This window comes from Microbacterium sp. NPDC064942 (genome assembly GCF_049545525.1).
Lineage (GTDB): Bacteria > Actinomycetota > Actinomycetes > Actinomycetales > Microbacteriaceae > Microbacterium > Microbacterium gawkjiense.
Genome location: NZ_JBMWDR010000008.1, coordinates 37,144 through 53,978, shown reverse-complemented (window position 1 = coordinate 53,978; position 16,835 = coordinate 37,144). Strand labels below are relative to the sequence as shown.

The following is a 16,835-nucleotide window of genomic DNA, read 5'->3' as shown; positions in this document are numbered from 1 at the left end:
AAGGCCGATTCGGCCCGCATCCCGTCGATGTGTTGGTTGAGTGATCCCGATGGACGACGACGAGGCCGCCGAGCTCGCCCGACTGCGCGAGCGCGCCTACGGGCGCACCCCCGACATCGCAGAGGATGCCGCCGCCCTGGCGCGCCTGCGGGAGCTCGAGACCCGCGCCGCGCGGCGCGACGCGCCCGCGGGCGACGACACCGGGGCTGGGGACGAGGTCGCTCCTGCTGCGCCCGCCGCTTCCGAGCGCGCCGCCGCGGAGGCGCCGCCGCAGGAGCGATCCCGCCGGCGTGCGCCGCGGTGGCTCGTCGCGGCCGGCGCGGTCGTCGCGGCGGCCGCGCTCGTGACGGCGACGGTCGCGATCAGGCGGGCGGTCACCGAGGACACCCCGCGCTACCCCGGCGCGGAGCGCGTCGCGACCCTCGCCGTCATCGACGGCGGCAGTGCGCCCGAGGACTCGTCGGCCGTGCGGCGGTACAGCGACTTCCGCGGTTACTCGGTGTTCGCGTTCACGGCCGGCAACGTCGACCGTCCCGACGTCGAGTGCCTCAGTGTCGTGAGCCCCGCCGAGGCCGCCGACGACAGCCTGTCGGTGTGCGGCTCGGCGCCGTTCCCCGTCGCGGTGACGGCGGTCGTCAGCGAGCAGAGTCCCGACGCGGCGCGCGTCGCCTACCCGCTCGGCACCGCCCTGAACTTCACCCTCACGGGAGCGGGCGTGGAGGTGTGGGTCGGCAGCAGGTGATCCTTCGCCGGTTCACACACGACCGGGTCATGGTCAACCCGCAGCCTCGACCGATCGCGCGCCGGTTACGGTGAGGCATGACCACCCGCATCCTGTCCATCGGCACCGCCGTGCCCGAGGCCCGTCTCCGACAGGATCAGGTGCGCGATCTGTTCGCGGGGCAGCCGGGTGCCGACCGGCTCACGCGGCGGCTCATCGGCGCCGCGTTCGATGCCTCGGCGATCGAGACCCGGCACACCGTGCTCGACGACCTGGCCGCAGCTGCCGCGGCCTCCGCGCCCGCCGGTGACGAGCGGATGCCGACGGTCACCGACGCCGGTTCGTTGCTCGCCCCCTCCACCGGCGCCCGCAACGACGCCTACATCCGGCTCGCACCCCCGCTGTTCGCCGAGGCGGCGCGGAAGGCGCTCGCCGCGGCATCCGTCACCGCGGCCGAGGTGACCCACGTCGTCACGGTCTCGTGCACGGGCATGTTCGCGCCCGGTCCCGACTACCGCCTCGTGCGCGACCTGGAGCTGCCGACCACGGTCGCCCGCGCGCACCTCGGGTTCATGGGGTGCGCGGCGGCGGTGCCGGCGTTGCGGACGGCGGCTCAGACGTGCGCGGCCGACCCGACCGCCGTGGTCCTCGTCGTCTGCGCCGAGCTGTGCTCGTTGCACGTGCGGACACCGGCCGACCACGACGAGATCGTCGCGGCATCGGTGTTCGCCGACGGGGCGGCGGCGGCGGTCGTGAGCGCCGACCCGTCGCGCGCGACGGGGGCGTCGTTCGAGCTCGACCGGTTCGCGACGGTGCTCACCGACGAGGGCGAGAAGGACATGGCCTGGACGATCGGCGACACCGGCTTCGAGATGGTGCTGTCGGCCGAGGTGCCGCGCATCATCGGGCGCGAGATCCGCGGCGCGGTGGAGACGTTCCTCGGCGACGACGGCGTCGACACGTGGGCGGTGCACCCCGGCGGGCGCAGCGTGCTCGACCGGGTCGAGGCCGGGCTCGAGCTGCCCGCCGACGCCCTGACGGTGTCGCGCGACGTGCTGCGCGACTACGGCAACATGTCGAGCGCGACGATCCTCTTCATCCTCGGCGCGCTCCTGGCCGCAGGCCTCGACGACGGCGACCGCGTGGCGACGCTCGCCTTCGGGCCCGGGCTCACCCTCGAAGCCGCGCGGCTGACGTTCCGGACGGGGGCCGCGTGAACCTCGCCGTGCGCGACACCGCCCTCCGCGAGCTGATGGACGATCCGGACTGCGATCCGGTGATGCTGGCCGAGACGCTGCGGAGGTTCGACCTCGTGAACCGCGCGATCGGCGGGTGGGGCCGGGTTTGGCGGCGCGGCATCCGCCCCCGGCTGCAGCGGCTGGGTCGTCCGGCGCGGGTGCTCGACGTGGGCAGCGGCGGCGGCGACGTGCTCGCGCGCCTCGCGGCGTGGGCCGTGCGCGACGGGCTCGACGTGCAGTGGCTCGGGATCGACCCCGACCCGCGGGCGCTCGAGGTGGCGCGGGAGCGCGAGAGCGCGCGGGTGTCGTTCGCCGCGACGGATGCCGCCGGTCTCCGCGCAGCCAGCGAGCGGTTCGACCTGGTGCTGTCGAACCACGTGCTGCACCACCTGAGCGATGCGGAGCTCGCCGGCTTCGCCGCCGACACGCGCGCGCTCGCGACCGGGGCGGTGCTGCACGCCGACATCGAGCGCGGCGCACTGGCGTATGCGCTCTACGGCATAGGCATCACGGCGCTGGAGCGGGGGACGTTCCTGCGGACCGACGGACTGCGCTCGATCCGGCGGAGCTATCGCGCGGACGAGCTCGCCGCGGCGCTCGGGGCGCCGTGGCGCGTCGCGTCGCCGGCGCCGTTCCGGCTGCTCGCGGTGGCGGACGGCGATGGCTGAGGTCCTCGTCGTCGGGGCGGGTCCCGTCGGCACGCTGCTGGCGGCCGAGCTGACGCGGTTCGGCGTCGAGGTCGCGATCGTCGAGCGGCGCGAGGCGGCGGGCGGCGGTTCGCGCGCGATCGGGGTGCACGCTCCCGTCCTCGCGGCGCTGGAGGCCGGCGGGGCGACCGAGCGCCTGTTGAGCAGCGCCGTGCGGGTGCGCCGAGGCGAGGCGCGCAGCGACGGACGCGCGATCGGGGTGGTCGACTTCGGGAGCCTGGATGTGCGGCATCCGTACGTCGCGACCCTGCCCCAGGCCGAGACCGAACGCGCGCTGCGGGGCGACGCGCCCGAGCCCGAGAGGGGCACGACGGTGACGCGGGTCGCGCCCGACGGCGCACGGGTGCGGGTCAAGACCGACCGCGGAGACCGGATCGCGCCGATCGTGGTGGTCGCGGGGGGAGTCGGTTCGCGCGACCTCGTCTACCGTCCGGGAGCGCTGCGGCGGACTGCATACGCCGATCGGTATCTGATGACGGATGCCGCCGTGCCGCCCCGCGCCGACGCCGAGACCGCCGTGGTGCACCTGGCCCCCGGCGGCGTGCTCGAGTCGTTCCCGCTGCCCGGCGGACGGCGTCGCTTCGTCGCGTGGGACGCCGGCGGGAGTGCCGCGTCGCGGGCGGATCGGTTGCGCCGGGCTATGCGCGAGCGGGGCGAGGCGGAGGCTGCCGAGGCGGTGACCGAGGCGACGGAGTTCGGGGTGCGGCGGGTGCTCGCGCCCGCGATGCGTCGGGACCGCGTGTTCGTGATCGGCGACGCGGCGCACGAGGTCAGTCCGATCGGCGGCCAGGGCATGAACCTCGGACTGCTGGATGCCGCGACCCTCGCTCCCCTGCTCGCAGCCTGGATCCGGTCGGGGTCGGCGCCCGAGGTCGACCTCGCGGAGTGGGAGCGTGCCCGCGTCCGCTCCGCACGGGTCGCCGGCCGCCTCGCCGCAGTCAACATGGCACTCGGCCGACCCGTCTCGGGCGCGGTGCACGCGCTGCGCTCGCGCGTGCTGGGTTCGGTGCTCGCCGCGACCGGCGGGCTCGTCCCGCACGCCTACGCGATGGGCCTCGACCGCGCGAGCCGCTGAGGGGTCGGCCGCGCGGCCGCTTCGCGACATCTTGGGTCCCCGCAACCCCCGCCCCGGGGTCAGGACAGGCTCGAGCCCACCACGAGTTGCGCGGCGAGGACCAGCGCGGCGGCCATCACGAGCCGGAATCCGGTGCGGTCGGGGCCGCGGCGCCGCATCCGGAGCAGCACCGCACCCGCGATGATCGCGACGACGACGGCGAACGGGATCATCGCGGCCGCCGGTGCGCCCTCGGCGAGGCTGCCCACGAGCACCGCGACCGCGGCGAGGACGATGCCGGCGACGGCGAGGACGACGGATGCCGCAGCTCCGAGCCGATGCGGCAGTCCGCGCACCCCGGTGCGGCGGTCATCGTCCAGGTCGGGGAGGACGTTCGTCAGGTGCACGGCGGCGCCGAGCACCGCTCCCGCGAAGGTCGCCCAGAGCGCCGCGGGCTGCGGGTCGGGTACCGAAAGGGTGGCGAGAGACGGGAAAATGCCGAAGCTCACGAGGAACGGCGCGAGCGACGCGGTGGTCGCCTTGAGCCCGGCGTTGTAGCTCCACGCCGAGACGAGCGCGACGACGTGGGCGAGCAGCATCCCCCAGCCGAGGACGGCGGAGAGCACGATCGCGACACCCAGCGAGGCGAACGCCGCGATCCACGCGGTGCGCACGCGGGTGTCGCCGCGGACGAGCGGCTTGTCGGAGCGGCCCACCGTGGCATCGCGGAACAGGTCGATCGCATCGTTCGACAGGCCGACCGACACCTGCCCCGCGAACACCGCGACGACGAGAACGACGAGGCGCCACGGCTCGAGCCCGGCGGCGAGGCCGAGGGCCAGCGAGAGCGCGGTCACCACGAGCGACGGCCCGGGGTGGGTGGCGCCCCACAGGGCCCGCGCGGTTCGCATGCTCGATCCTTTCACGCCGAATCTGTGCGGCGGACCTCCGGCAGTGGAGCGCGAGGCGCGGGCTCGGAGGATGATCGTCCCCCACGGTCGGGCGGATGCCACAACCAACCGCACGAGCTGCGGGGCACGGCGCATTGACCTCGGTCACGGAGGACGCGCCGCCGCGAGGATGAGAGGACTCTCATCCCTGGGGTGTGCACAACGTGTGTTCTGGGCCCGTTTTTCCGGGGTGGATGTCGGTGGCCGGTGGCAGAGTGCAGGTATGACGGATGCGGCGGAAACCCCCGATGGCGAGGACTATCTCGCTGCTCTGGCGGGGGTCGTCGCTGGCGTCGACTCCGCGGCTCGACGGATCGCCGCAGCGCAGATCGACGAGCTGCGTATGCTCGCTGCGGCGGGCCGTCTGGCCGAAGCGCAGATCGCGCAGCGCAACGCCCGCGTGCAGGTGCACGACATGGCGTTGCGGTCGATCGCGGCGGAGGTCGGCGGAGTCATGCGGGTCACCGATCGGACCGTGCAACGCCGGATCGGCGAAGCACGGACCCTGATCGAAGGGTTCCCCGCGACGGTCGAGGCGTGGGAGCAAGGCCGCATTGTGCGGGGCCACGCGATCGCGATTCTCGAGACCGGGACGAGCCTGCCGCCGGAGATGTGGACCGAGTTCGAGCAGGCCGCGATCACCCGGTGCGAACGGGACACTCCCAACCGGGTGCGAGGCGAGCTCGAGATCCTCGCGCACCGGATGCACCCGCGCTCGTTCGCGGAACGACACGAGGAGGCCGCTGCTGGGCGGTGCGTCCGGATCGTGCCCGGACGAGACGGGATGTCCGACGTGATCGCGACGTTGCCGACGGTGGTTGCGGAGGGCATCCACGACCGGCTGACGCAGCAGGCGCGCGCGATCATCGACACCCGCGACGAGCGCGCCGCCGCGCATGGCGGAGCGGGTGCCGCGTTCGGGGAAGCTGCCGCGACGCGCGCGGACGTCGGCGATGGCCACGGCAGCGCCGACAGCGAGGACGCTGCCGCAATCGTCGCCACGGACAACCGCTCCACCGATCAGGTCCGCGCGGACCTGTTCGCCGACCTCCTCCTCGCCGGGACACCGGTGCTCGACGACACCCGCGACACCACCGCCGGTCCGCTCGGCGCGATCCGCGCGCGTGTGCAGATCCTCATCCCCGCCGCGACACTCACCGGCGAGGACGACGGACCGATCGACCTCGCCGGGCGCTCCCCCATCGACCCCGCCACGGCGCGCACGCTCGCCGGCAGCACCCGCATCTGGGAGCGGCTGTTCCACGACCCGGCCACCGGGGTCACCGTCTCGACCGATTCGTACCGTGTCCCCTCCGGGATGCGCAGGTTCCTGCAAGCCCGTGACCAGCACTGCCGGTTCCCCGGATGCCGCGTCGCCGCCATCCGCTGCGAAGTCGATCACACGCACGATCACGCGCTCGGCGGACGAACCGAACTCTCGAACCTCGCCCATCTGTGCCAACGGCACCATTCGATGAAGCAGTTCACGGCGTGGAGAGTGCGACAACTGAAGGGTGGCGTCCTGGAATGGACTTCCCCCCTCGGCAGGACCTATCGCGAAGACGCACCCACCCCGGCCGTCGCCTTCACCCCTGCCGCACCGCCACCGCCACCGCCACCGCCGCCGACCGCACCAGCGGAACCCGCACCCTTCTGAAACAAGAGGGCGCCCTGCGCGCCGCGCTGCACGCATCGCCCCAGAAGGGTCGGACGCACGCCTGGCCGCTCACCCCCACCTGGAGCGCGTTGCGCGCGGATGGCGCGCCGCGCACGGGGTGCACGTCGGAGCGCCCTCACCCGTTAGCCGCCGCTCTGAGCCCTCAGCCCGCCACAGCCCTCAGCCGACCACCGCCACAGCCCGCCACCGCGTCAGCCCGCCACCGCCTCAGCCCCCGAGGATCCGCTGGAACAGCAGATGGTCCTGCCAGCGCCCCGCGATCTTCAAGTACCCCGGCGCGATCCCGATCTCGATGAACCCGCACCGCCGCAGCACCGCCTGCGACGCCGCGTTGTGCAGCAGCGTGCCGGCCTGCACCCGATGCAGGCCCCACTCCTCGGCGGCGGCGCGCACCACGGCATCCACCGCCGCGGTCATGACGCCGCGACCCGCGAACCCGCCGTCGATCCAGTACCCGAGGTTGGCGCTCTGGAACGCGCCGCGGACGATGCCCGACAGGTTCACCCGACCGACGAGGCGTTCCCCCGCCACCAGCACGAACGGCGCAGCGACCCCGGCATCGCGGTCCCGCAGCACCGCCTCGAGCTCGGCCCGCTGGCCCGGCTCGGTGAAGAATGACTCCGCCCGCACCGGCTCCCACGGCGCGAGGCGCTCGCGGTTCCGGCGGTACGCGTCGGCGAGGGCCGCGGCATCCGTCACCGCCGGCTCACGCAGCAGAACCCCCGCCCCGAGCGAGGTCATCCGTCGAGCAGCTCCGCCTCGATCACGTCATCCTCGCCCGGTTCGGCCGGCGCCGGACCGCTGCTCGTGAGCACGAGCTGCGACCCGTCGACCGCGACGTCCACGCGCACCACGTCACCGTCGTGCACACCGCCCGACAGCAGCGCCATCGCGAGCCGGTCCTGGATCTCCGACTGGATCAGCCGCCGCAGCGGCCGCGCACCGAACAGCGGGTCGTACCCGCGTTCGGCGAGCCAGGCGCGCGCGTCCGGCGTCACCGCGAGCGTCAGTCGACGATCGCGCAGGCGCCGCTGCAACGCATCCACGGCGAGCTCGACGATCTGCGCAAGGTCCGACTCGGACAGCGGCGAGAACATCACGACGTCGTCGAGTCGGTTCAGGAACTCGGGGCGGAACACCTGCCGCACCATCGTCATCACCTGCTCGCGCTTCGTCTCGTCCGTCAGCGTCGGATCGATGAGCACCGGCGACCCGATGTTGCTCGTCAGCACGAGGATCGTGTTCGTGAAGTCCACCGTCCGCCCCTGGCCGTCGGTCAACCGTCCGTCGTCGAGCACCTGCAGCAGCACGTCGAACACCTCGGGGTGCGCTTTCTCGACCTCGTCGAGCAGCACCACGGAGTACGGCCGGCGCCGCACCGCCTCGGTGAGTTGACCGCCCTGCTCGTACCCGACGTACCCGGGTGGGGCACCGACGAGCCGCGCGACGGCGTGCTTCTCGCCGTACTCGCTCATGTCGATGCGCACCATCGCCCGCTCGTCGTCGAACAGGAACTCCGCCAGCGCCTTCGCGAGCTCGGTCTTGCCCACACCCGTCGGCCCGAGGAACAGGAACGAGCCGGTCGGCCGGTTCGGGTCGCTGATCCCGGCGCGGGAGCGACGCACGGCATCCGACACCGTCTTCACGGCCGCCTTCTGCCCGATCAGCCGCTTGCCGAGCTCGGACTCCAGGTGCACCAGTCGAGCGCTCTCGCTCTGCAGCAGTTTTCCGACCGGGATGCCGGTCCACGCCGCGATGACCTCCGCGATGTCCTCTTCGGTCACCCGGTCGCCCACCATCCGCTCGGCTCCGTCACCGACGGCACCCTCAGCCAACTCCGCCTCGGTGAGCTTGCGCTCGAGCGCGGGGATCTCGGCGTAGAGCAGCCGCGACGCCCGCTCGAGGTCGCCCTCGCGCTGCGCCCGCTCCGCCTCGACCCGCAGCGCGTCGAGCCGCGTCTTGTAGTCGCCGACGGCGTTCAACGACGCCCGCTCGCGCTCCCAGCGCGCCTGCAGGTCGTCGAGCTCCTGCTGCACCTTCACGAGCTGGTCGCGGAGCGCTGCGAGGCGCTCCTTCGAGGCGTCGTCCTTCTCCTTCTTCAGCGCGAGCTCCTCGAGCTTCAGCCGGTCGGCGTGCCGGCGCAGCTCGTCGATCTCCAGCGGCGCCGAGTCGATCTCCATGCGCAGGCGCGACGCGGCCTCGTCGATGAGGTCGATCGCCTTGTCGGGCAGCTGCCGCGCCGGGATGTACCGGTTCGACAGCGCCGCGGCGGCCACCAGCGCACCGTCCGAGATCGCGACCTTGTGGTGCGCCTCGTACCGCTCCTTGAGCCCGCGGAGGATCGCGATCGTGTCCTCGACGCTCGGCTCGCCGACGTACACCTGCTGGAAGCGGCGCTCCAACGCGGCATCCTTCTCGATGAACTCGCGGTACTCGTCGAGCGTCGTCGCCCCGATCAGGCGCAGCTCGCCGCGGGCGAGCATGGGCTTGAGCATGTTGGATGCCGCGACCGACCCCTCGCCGCCGCCGGCACCCATCAGCGTGTGCAGCTCGTCGATGAAGGTGATGACCCGCCCCTCGGACTCGGTGATCTCCTTCAGGACGCTCTTCAGCCGCTCCTCGAACTGGCCGCGGTACATCGCGCCGGCGACCAGTGCCGAGATGTCGAGCGCGATGAGCTCCTTGCCCTTCAGGGACTCGGCGACGTCGCCCGCGACGATGCGCTGCGCGAGCCCCTCGACGACGGCGGTCTTGCCGACGCCGGGCTCACCGATGAGCACGGGGTTGTTCTTCGTGCGGCGCGTGAGCACCTGGCTGACCCGTCGGATCTCGCCGTCGCGACCGATGACGGGGTCGAGTTTGCCCTGCCGGGCGCGGTCGGTGAGGTTGACGCCGAACTGTTCGAGGGCGCTGCCCTGATCGTCCTGCCCGGGGGCGGCTTGTGCGTTCATCATCTGCTCCTGAAGGGTCGGTCCAAACTTGAGCCTAAGTGACTCAAGTTTATCACGACGCCATCTCACCGGCTCCGACGAGATCGTCCGCGCAGGCGAACCGCGCGCGGTACGCCGTCGGCGTCGTGCCGAGCACCCGCGAGAAGTTCTGCCGCAGCACCGCCGCCGAGCCGAACCCGCACTCGTAGGCGATCGCGTCGAGCCCCAGGTCGGTCTGCTCGAGCAGCCGCTGAGCGTGCAGGATCCGCTGGCGCCCCAGCCACGCCGCCGGCGTCGTGCCGTAGTCGGCCTTGAAGCGGCGCGCGAACGTCCGCGGCGACATGTGCGCCTTGGCCGCCAGCTGATCGACCGACAGGTCCCGGCGCAGGTTCTCCAGCATCCAGTCCGTCACCGGCGTGAGCGACAGCGACGTCGACACCGGCAGGGGCGTCGCGATGAACTGCGCCTGCCCGCCGTCGCGCTGCGGCGGCACGACCATCCGCCGCGCGATCGTGTTCGCCGCCTCGGCGCCGAGCTCGATCCGCAGCAGGTGCAGGCACGCGTCGAGCCCGGCCGCCGTCCCCGCGCTCGTGATGATGCGGTCCGACTGCACGTAGAGGACGTTCGGGTCGACCTCGATGTCGGGGTACATGCGCGCCATGGTCTCGGCGTATCGCCAGTGCGTCGTCGCGCGGCGCCCCGAGAGCACGCCCGACGCCGCGACCGCGAACGCCCCGCTGCACACCGTCAGCACCCACGCGCCGCGGTCAACTGCACGCCGGATGACCTCGAGCACGCGCGCGTCGACGCTCGCCCAGGCCTCGCGCGGGATCGGAGTGACGACGACGACATCCGCCTCGTCGGCGAAGGCCAGGTCCTCACCGACGTTGATGGAGAATGCGAGGTTGCTCGGCACGGCGCCGGGATCCGGGGTCACGATCCGGAAGTCGAAGTTCGGGATTCCCTCGTCGCTGCGGTCGAGCCCGAAGGCTTCGCACGCGAGTCCGAACTCGAACGGAGCGAACCCGGACTGGACGATGCAGGCGACGGTACGGATCATGGGCGACCTCCGGTCACGCGATGGCAGGATTCCTGCGGGCAGTGGCTTCACGGCCACTCGTGGCAGGATGCCGCCAAGCATAGCGTTCCTGCCATGACCGCCGCACTCCTCCTCATCCTGTTGTCCCTCGTCGGCGTCGCCGCCGTCATCGGCACGATCCGCCTCGTCGCCACCGACGGCTACCGCCGGCAGCCGACCTGCCCGCGCGCTCCCCGGCTCCCCTAGACTCGGGTCCTCGCGAGAGGATCCCCATGAGCACCGCCGTCCCCCCGCCGTACCCGCCCTCCTACAGCCCGCGACCACCCGCTCGCGGTCGCGGCCTGGCCGTCGCCGCCGTCATCGTCGGCGCCGTGCCGATCCTGCTCGGCGGACTGTGGCCAGCGGTCTCGATCTCGCTCTACACGTCGTCGAACTACACGCTCGCCGGAGTCGTCAACGCCGCGTTCGCACTGTTCACCTGCCTCATCGCGGTCGTCGCGCTCGTCCTCGGCATCCTCGCTGCACGACGACACGTCGCAGGCCGCCTCCTGGGAGGCATCGCGATCGGCCTGGCCGCCGCGCAGATCGTCGGCACCGTGCTCAGCTTCGCGTCATCCAGCATCGCGTCCGCCCTGTACTGACCCCGGCGGCCCCGTCTGATCAGCGCCTGACGAGGTCGCGCGCGGCCGCGAGCAGGATGTGGGCCGACCGACCCCAGTCGAACGTGCGGATGTGGGCGGTCCCCGCCTCGATGAGCCGCTCGCGCACGCCGGGCTCGTCGAGCGAGCGCACGGCGCGCACGACGGCTTCGGGGTCGAGCGGGTCGACGTACAGGGCACCGTCGCCGGCGACCTCGCGGAAGATCTGCATGTCGGTCACGACGGCGGGCACCCCGAGCTCCAGCGCCTCGGCCACCGGCAGCCCGTACCCCTCGTCGAGGCTCGTCGTGACGAGGGCGGCGTCGTCCGCGAGGAGCGCCGCGTAGGCGGCATCCGTCACCCCGTCGTGGAACACGACCGAGGCTCCGCCGGCGAGGGCGGTCAGTTCGGCGCGACGTTCCGGAGTGATGCGCGAGAGCAGGTGCAGCGTGTGGTCGGGCAGCTGACGCATCGCCGTCACCAGCGTCTCGACGTTCTTGTACGGCATGAACGACCCCATGTAGACGAGGTTCCGCACCGGCCCCGCGCCCACGGTCGTCCCCTCGGGCAGGAGTTCGGCGAGCCGTTGCGGCGCGTTCGGGATCACCACGACCGGTCGCTTCGTCAGCCGCACCCGCGCGAACTGGCGTGCGCTCGTCTCGCTCACCGTCGCGACGAGGTCTGCGGCGTTGAGGGTGAAACGCTGCGGCCAGTACGACAGGTGGAACAGCCGCCACCCCAGCCGCACGTACCAAGGCAGCGCCCGCGGGGGCGTGCGGTGCCGGTAGTAGATCGTGTCGTGCAGCGTGAGGATCAGGCGGAACCGCCGCCCCGCCGACCCGATCGTCTGCATCGGCGAGAACAGCACGTCGGGTCGGTGCCGGTTCAGCAGCAGTGACGCGAACGGTTCCGTGGCCGACGTCGGCGAGTGGATCGTGAGGGTGATCGCACCCTTCGGCAGGAACGCCCGCTGCCGTTCGTCGTGGATGAGGAAGGTGACCTCGGTGCGGTGGGCGGATGCGGCATCCGCCACCGCCTGCGCGAGCTCGGCCGAGTAGCGACTGATGCCGTCGTGGAAGTCCGTGCGGATGTAGCGCGCGTCGAAGAACAGACGCATGTCAGACGTCGAGCGGTTCGCCGCGGTAGAGCTTCTCGAACGTGTCGAGGGTGCGCTCGATGTCGTGGATGACGACGCCGTCGAGCGACGCGTGCTGCATGCGCGAGTACTCGGCCTGGTCGGCGGTGAGCACGGTGCGGATCTTCTCGGCGAGCTCGTCGACGTTCCCGGGCTCGAAGAGGTAGCCGTTTTCGCCGTCGTGGACGAGGTGCGGCAGCGCGACGGCGTTCGCGGCGATGACGGGCAGGCCCGAGGCCATGGCCTCCATCGTGGCGATGGACTGCAGCTCGGCGACCGAGGCGATGACGAAGACGTCCGCCCGCGTGTAGGCCGCCCGCAGCTCCTCCTCCGAGACCCGGCCGCGGAACGTGACCCGGTCCTCGAGGCCGAGGCGCTGGGTGACCTGTCCGAGGTTCTTGCGCTGGTCGCCGCCCCCGACGATCTCGAACTCGATGTCGAGGTCGGGCAGCTTCGCGATCGCCTCGAGAGTGACCTCGACGTGCTTCTCGGTCGTGAGGCGTCCGACGAACAGGACGCGCCGGCGCTTCTCACGCGGCGCGAGGTCCGGTGTGTAGTTGCTCTGGCGGATGCCGCAGCTGATCGGGATGACACCCTGGATGTCGATCGTGCTCTCGAGGAACTCCGCGGCCTTGCGCGTGGGGGTCGTCACGGCGCGCGACATCTTGAAGGTGCGCTCCGCATCGGCCCACGCGATCTTGAGGAAGATGTCGTAGAGGAACTTCGGCAGCAGCGTGAAGTCGAGGATGTTGTCGGCCATGATGTGGTTCGTCGCCACGACCGGGATGCCGCGCTGGTTCGCGATGCGTGTCAGCGCACGACCGATGACGATGTGCGACTGACTGTGCACGACGTCGACGTCCACCGTGTCGAGGATCTGCCGCGCGTAGTGCTTGCCCCTCCACGGCAGCACGAAACGCAGCCAGTCGTGGGGCCGATACCGCCAGCCGGGCAGGCGGTGGACGGTGAGCTTCTGCCCCTCGATCTCCTCGGTGAACACGCCGTGGTTGCGGTGCCCGACGCTCGGCGTCGCGACGTGCACATGGTGGCCGCGCTCGGCGAGCCCGGCGGCCAGGCGTTCGGTGAAGCGTGCGCCGCCGTTCACGTCGGGCGCGAACGTGTCGGCCGCGATCACGATGGTGAGGGGTCCGCGTTCAGAAGCGGGATGGTCCGGGGGCGTCATGGTCACGGGGTACGGGCCAATCTGTGCGTCGATGGCGGGAGTGGTGGGTCCCACCGGTGGGGCGCAGGGATGCGGGGGCGCCGGGCCTCGATTCTAGCCGGGGGCCGGGAACTCCTCCGCTGGGAGCCCGGCGCGCCCCGCCCCCGGATCAGCGCAGACCGAGGCGCACCGAGAGCGGGTGGTGGTCCGACCCGAGCGGCCCGATCCACTTTCCGCCCGCCGTCTTGCCCGCGTTCGCCCATCGGAACACGACCGACCGCGACGGCCGCACGAGCACCTTGTCGACGTGGTCGCCCCACGTGACGCTGACGAACGGGGTGAGCGACATGGTCGGGTTCGCGGTGTTGTAGTGCTGCAGGCTGAGCACGCGCGCCTGGTCGTACGCGTCGTGCCAGCCGCGCTGCTCGAGCACCGCCATGGTCTTGTCGCCGGTGCGGGACTTGTGCGTGTTGAAGTCGCCCAGGACGATCACCGGCGCCTTCGTCCAGTCGGTGAGCGACCGATGCGTCTTGTTCAGCCTGGTCAGGGTCGCCGAGATCGCGTCGGCGAGCTTGCCGGCCTCGTACTCGCGCTGACGGACGACGGATGCCGAGGTGCCGACCACGAGGTGCGTGTTGACGACGAGCAGATAAGCGCCGGAACTGTGCCGCACGGCGGCCCACGACATCCCCTTGCCGGCCGACGCGTAGGTCGAGGGGAAGAGCGTCGCGCCGGAGGTCGCGCCGCCGGACTTCGCGGCGACGGGGGCGAACCGGCCGGTGCGGATGAGGATGTCGTTCTGCCCGTTGTAGGCCAACCGGTAGCCCGTGGGGGCGGCGGTGTACTTCGACGCCTCCTGCAGGGCGACGATGTCGGGGGCGAGCTCGGCGATGCGCTTGTCGATGACGGTCTTGCGCGAGGCGATGCCCGAGCAGACGTTGGAGCAGACGTTCCAGCTCACCGCGTGATAGCTCGGCCACGACGCCGGCAGGGTCGCCTGCGCCGTGATCGTCTCGTGCGCGACCGGCGACGAGCGCGGACCCATGCCCGCCGACGACACCCCGCGCACCTGGATGAAGTAGGCGACCCCGGGCTTCAACCCCGTGACCGTCGCCTTGGAGGTCGTGGTCTTCTGGTTGACGGGGTGCTCGGGCCGCGTGACCTGCGCGTGGCTCGTGCCGGCGTAGACGTAGTAGCTCGTCGCTCCCGGGATGTCGGCCCAGTCGACCGTCAGCGAGGTCGTCGAGGCGCCGACGTAGTTCACGAGGCCGGCCTTGGGAGGGACGGAGGCGGCGAACGCGGGCGAGGCGGGAAGGGTGAGGGCGAGCGCGATCGCAACGATCACTGCGACGGCGCTGCGAGCGTGGGGGACGCGCAGCATAGGCGGATGGTAGCAACCTACGCTTGTCGGCATGACGCGAATCTCTGCCCAGGCGGACCCCGCGCGATGGGTCCCGATCACCGGGTCTTTCGGGTTCCGTGGACGACGCGCCCGCAAGAAGGCGATCGGGATGCTGCTCGCCCAGGCGAACGCCGCGTTCGGCCGCGAGCAGCCCGGTAGCAAGGTGGCGGCGTGGGCGATGAGCCAGGCGATCCCCGCCCTCATGCGCCGCGCCGACGGGCGGCTGCTCGCGTGGGTGTGGAAGGACAACCCCGAGCTGCTCGTCGCGATGGCCCAGGTGCAGGAGCTCACGCCGCAGCTGCGCACGATGCGGGCGAGCATGCCGATCGAGTACGACGACACCGTCACGTTCACCGGCTCACCCCTGGGTGTCGGCGAGAAGCTCGAGATGCCGCTGCCGCCGAACCCGCGTCAGACCCCGTTCGCGTCTTACACGTGGGACACCGGCACCCACCTCGTGACACTCACCGCGGTCATCTCCGACCGCGAGCGGTTCGGCACCGTCATCCCCGCCGTCGACGCCCTCGCCCGCTCGCTGCGACTGGTCGACGACCTGACCGTCGGCGAGGGCCCCGGCACCCTCCGCATCGACCCCGCCTGACCCCCGGCATCCGCGTCCCGTCGCCGAGACGTCGCAGATGGTCACTTTCGCCGACGCGCAGCGACCATCTGCGACGCCTCGGGGCGCCATCCCCGCTCGAGGAGGGCGGCGCGGGTGCGCTCGAGTGCCCACCGGCGGGCGGCGCCGCGATGCGAACGGTTCACCCGGATGACCCGCCACCCCGCCGCGGCGAGGTCGTCCAACCGATCCACGTCGCGCGCGTACTGACGGTCATCGAGGCGGTGCTGCTCCCCGTCGTACTCGAGCAGCACCTTCGTCGGCGCGTGGACCAGATCGCCGTAGGCGAGGAACCGACCGTGCGCGTCCCGGATCTCGGCATTCACCTCGAACGGCGGAAGCCCGGCCTCCCGCGCGTCCAGCCGAAGGAACGTCTCCGCGACGGAATCGGTTTGCGGCTCCGTGAGCTCGAGCGCACGTCGCAATCGCCGCACGCCGCGCGACCCGTCCCGCTCGGCGACCGCGGCCTCCAGCGCATCGACAGTGAGCACAGGGTGGTGGCGACGGAGCAGCGCATCCGCCGCGACGACGAGCTCACGGTCGCTGAGAAGGGATGCCGCCTGGCACCACGCGACCGCCGGCTCGACCACCGGCATCCCGTCCACCAGCCGGAGGCGGGCCGCCTGGGAACGGTGCCCGCGCACTCCCGCACCGCGAGCCCGAACGATCGGCGGGATCGCGGTCACATCGAGGGCGGACCGGAGTCGATCGGGAGCCCACCCTCCCGCGAGGACGAGCGCCGTCGCGTGCGAGAAATGCTCCCCGGCCCGCAGCTTGGGCAGATAGCCGAGGGCGAGCGCCTCGACGTCGTGAGCCTCTTCACGGGAACGGACACCGTAGAACGGCGCCGCAAGGGACGGATGCCGCAACCGACGGCGCGTGACGCCGGCGTCGAGAGCGTGCGCGACGAGGAAGCGGTCGGGGAGACCCGGGGGAAGGACACTCGGCATCCGCCAACGATCCCGCCGCGATCACCGTCACCCACCCGCCCGTCGACCCCTTGTGGACATCCGCCCGCCCGTCGGACCCTGGAGAAGCCTCGAGACGTCGCAGATGGTCGCTTCAGACGCCGTCGGGCGACCATCTGCGACCCCTCGGCGACCGCCGGAAGCGTCAGTCGTCGGAGGGGGACGGATGCGGACGCCACAGCACGACGTCGGTCGCGCGGCGCACGCGCGTTCCCTGACGGAGCGTGACGACCGAGCCGGTCGCGCCGGCGGCGAACACGCGGGCACCGCGGCGGGCGGCGAGCTCGTCGCGCAGGCGCGCCTGCAGTCCCGAGACCTCGCGGCGCAGCATCCGCACCTCGTTCTCGAGCTCGATGATGCGCGAGATCGCCGGCAGGCTCACGCCGTCGGCCGACATCTGAGCCACCTCGCGCAACTGCGCGACGTGCCGCAGGGAGTACCGGCGCGACCCGCCACGGGTGCGCGCCGGTACCACGAGTCCCAGCCGGTCGTACTGGCGGAGGGTCTGCGGGTGCATGCCGGCGAGCTCGGCCGCGACCGCGATCGCCAGGATCGGGGCCTCTTCGTCGACCTGCTCGTTCGCCATGCCTCTCA

17 protein-coding genes are annotated in these 16,835 nt (G+C 72.1%); 8 read left to right on the top strand and 9 right to left on the bottom strand.

Annotated features, from left to right (window positions below):
- The first annotated feature begins 49 nt into the window (after positions 1-49).
- From ACPEH2_RS13080 to ACPEH2_RS13065, 4 genes are all read left to right on the top strand, one after another.
- A complete protein-coding gene (locus tag ACPEH2_RS13080) occupies positions 50-742 on the top strand; it encodes a hypothetical protein (protein WP_423718870.1) in 693 nt (230 codons plus the stop codon).
- Between the two features lie 77 nt (positions 743-819).
- The gene (locus ACPEH2_RS13075) at positions 820-1,938 is read left to right on the top strand and encodes a type III polyketide synthase (RefSeq protein WP_311861222.1); all 1,119 of its coding nucleotides are present in this window, start codon (positions 820-822) and stop codon (positions 1,936-1,938) included.
- Positions 1,935-2,627 (top strand): methyltransferase domain-containing protein, encoded by a 693-nt coding sequence (locus ACPEH2_RS13070; RefSeq protein WP_423718869.1) that lies wholly within the window; start codon positions 1,935-1,937, stop codon positions 2,625-2,627. Before ACPEH2_RS13075 ends, ACPEH2_RS13070 begins: the two co-directional genes overlap by 4 nt.
- Positions 2,620-3,741, top strand: coding sequence for an FAD-dependent oxidoreductase (locus tag ACPEH2_RS13065; RefSeq protein ID WP_423718868.1), 1,122 nt, complete (start codon positions 2,620-2,622; stop codon positions 3,739-3,741). The genes ACPEH2_RS13070 and ACPEH2_RS13065 overlap by 8 nt, the downstream gene beginning before the upstream one ends.
- A 59-nt stretch (positions 3,742-3,800) precedes the next feature.
- On the opposite strand, the gene ACPEH2_RS13060 is transcribed toward ACPEH2_RS13065, so the two are convergent.
- Positions 3,801-4,631: a UbiA family prenyltransferase gene (locus ACPEH2_RS13060; RefSeq protein WP_423718867.1), complete on the bottom strand. Its 831-nt coding sequence runs from the start codon at positions 4,629-4,631 to the stop codon at positions 3,801-3,803.
- 262 nt (positions 4,632-4,893) lie between these two features.
- Between ACPEH2_RS13060 and ACPEH2_RS13055 the strand changes: the two genes are divergently transcribed.
- Entirely contained in the window at positions 4,894-6,327 is a 1,434-nt protein-coding gene (locus ACPEH2_RS13055; protein WP_423718866.1) for a DUF222 domain-containing protein, read from the top strand.
- 228 nt (positions 6,328-6,555) lie between these two features.
- Here ACPEH2_RS13055 and ACPEH2_RS13050 read toward each other — a convergent pair whose 3' ends face one another.
- Genes ACPEH2_RS13050 through ACPEH2_RS13040 form a run of 3 tightly spaced genes read right to left on the bottom strand, consistent with a single transcriptional unit; the run spans position 6,556 to position 10,338 of the window.
- Positions 6,556-7,089 carry a GNAT family N-acetyltransferase gene (locus ACPEH2_RS13050; RefSeq protein ID WP_423718865.1) on the bottom strand — a complete coding sequence of 178 codons (534 nt, stop codon included), beginning with the start codon at positions 7,087-7,089 and terminating at the stop codon, positions 6,556-6,558.
- Positions 7,086-9,299, bottom strand: a complete 2,214-nt coding sequence (locus ACPEH2_RS13045; protein ID WP_423718864.1) for an ATP-dependent Clp protease ATP-binding subunit — start codon at positions 9,297-9,299, stop codon at positions 7,086-7,088. The genes ACPEH2_RS13050 and ACPEH2_RS13045 overlap by 4 nt, the downstream gene beginning before the upstream one ends.
- 52 nt (positions 9,300-9,351) lie before the next feature.
- Positions 9,352-10,338, bottom strand: a complete 987-nt coding sequence (locus ACPEH2_RS13040) for a GlxA family transcriptional regulator (protein WP_423718863.1) — start codon at positions 10,336-10,338, stop codon at positions 9,352-9,354.
- A gap of 93 nt (positions 10,339-10,431) precedes the next feature.
- On the opposite strand from ACPEH2_RS13040, the gene ACPEH2_RS13035 reads away from it, so the two are divergent.
- Positions 10,432-10,563 (top strand): hypothetical protein, encoded by a 132-nt coding sequence (locus ACPEH2_RS13035; RefSeq protein ID WP_423718862.1) that lies wholly within the window; start codon positions 10,432-10,434, stop codon positions 10,561-10,563.
- A 26-nt stretch (positions 10,564-10,589) separates the two neighbouring features.
- Positions 10,590-10,958 (top strand): hypothetical protein, encoded by a 369-nt coding sequence (locus ACPEH2_RS13030; RefSeq protein WP_359920445.1) that lies wholly within the window; start codon positions 10,590-10,592, stop codon positions 10,956-10,958.
- Between the two features lie 19 nt (positions 10,959-10,977).
- Here the strand turns inward: ACPEH2_RS13030 and ACPEH2_RS13025 are convergent, their stop codons facing one another.
- From ACPEH2_RS13025 to ACPEH2_RS13015, 3 genes are all read right to left on the bottom strand, one after another.
- Positions 10,978-12,072, bottom strand: coding sequence for a glycosyltransferase (locus ACPEH2_RS13025; protein ID WP_423718861.1), 1,095 nt, complete (start codon positions 12,070-12,072; stop codon positions 10,978-10,980).
- A 1-nt stretch (position 12,073) separates the two neighbouring features.
- Positions 12,074-13,273, bottom strand: coding sequence for a glycosyltransferase (locus tag ACPEH2_RS13020; protein ID WP_423718860.1), 1,200 nt, complete (start codon positions 13,271-13,273; stop codon positions 12,074-12,076).
- Positions 13,274-13,421: 148 nt separating this feature from the next.
- On the bottom strand, positions 13,422-14,633 hold the full coding sequence (locus ACPEH2_RS13015; RefSeq protein WP_423718859.1) for an endonuclease/exonuclease/phosphatase family protein: 1,212 nt from the start codon (positions 14,631-14,633) through the stop codon (positions 13,422-13,424).
- Positions 14,634-14,664: 31 nt separating this feature from the next.
- Between ACPEH2_RS13015 and ACPEH2_RS13010 the strand changes: the two genes are divergently transcribed.
- Complete coding sequence (locus ACPEH2_RS13010; RefSeq protein ID WP_423718858.1) at positions 14,665-15,255, top strand: hypothetical protein; 591 nt, start codon at positions 14,665-14,667, stop codon at positions 15,253-15,255.
- A gap of 41 nt (positions 15,256-15,296) precedes the next feature.
- On the opposite strand, the gene ACPEH2_RS13005 is transcribed toward ACPEH2_RS13010, so the two are convergent.
- Positions 15,297-16,223: a hypothetical protein gene (locus tag ACPEH2_RS13005; protein WP_423718857.1), complete on the bottom strand. Its 927-nt coding sequence runs from the start codon at positions 16,221-16,223 to the stop codon at positions 15,297-15,299.
- A gap of 163 nt (positions 16,224-16,386) precedes the next feature.
- Positions 16,387-16,827, bottom strand: coding sequence for a heat shock protein transcriptional repressor HspR (locus ACPEH2_RS13000; protein WP_423718856.1), 441 nt, complete (start codon positions 16,825-16,827; stop codon positions 16,387-16,389).
- Positions 16,828-16,835: the final 8 nt, after the last annotated feature.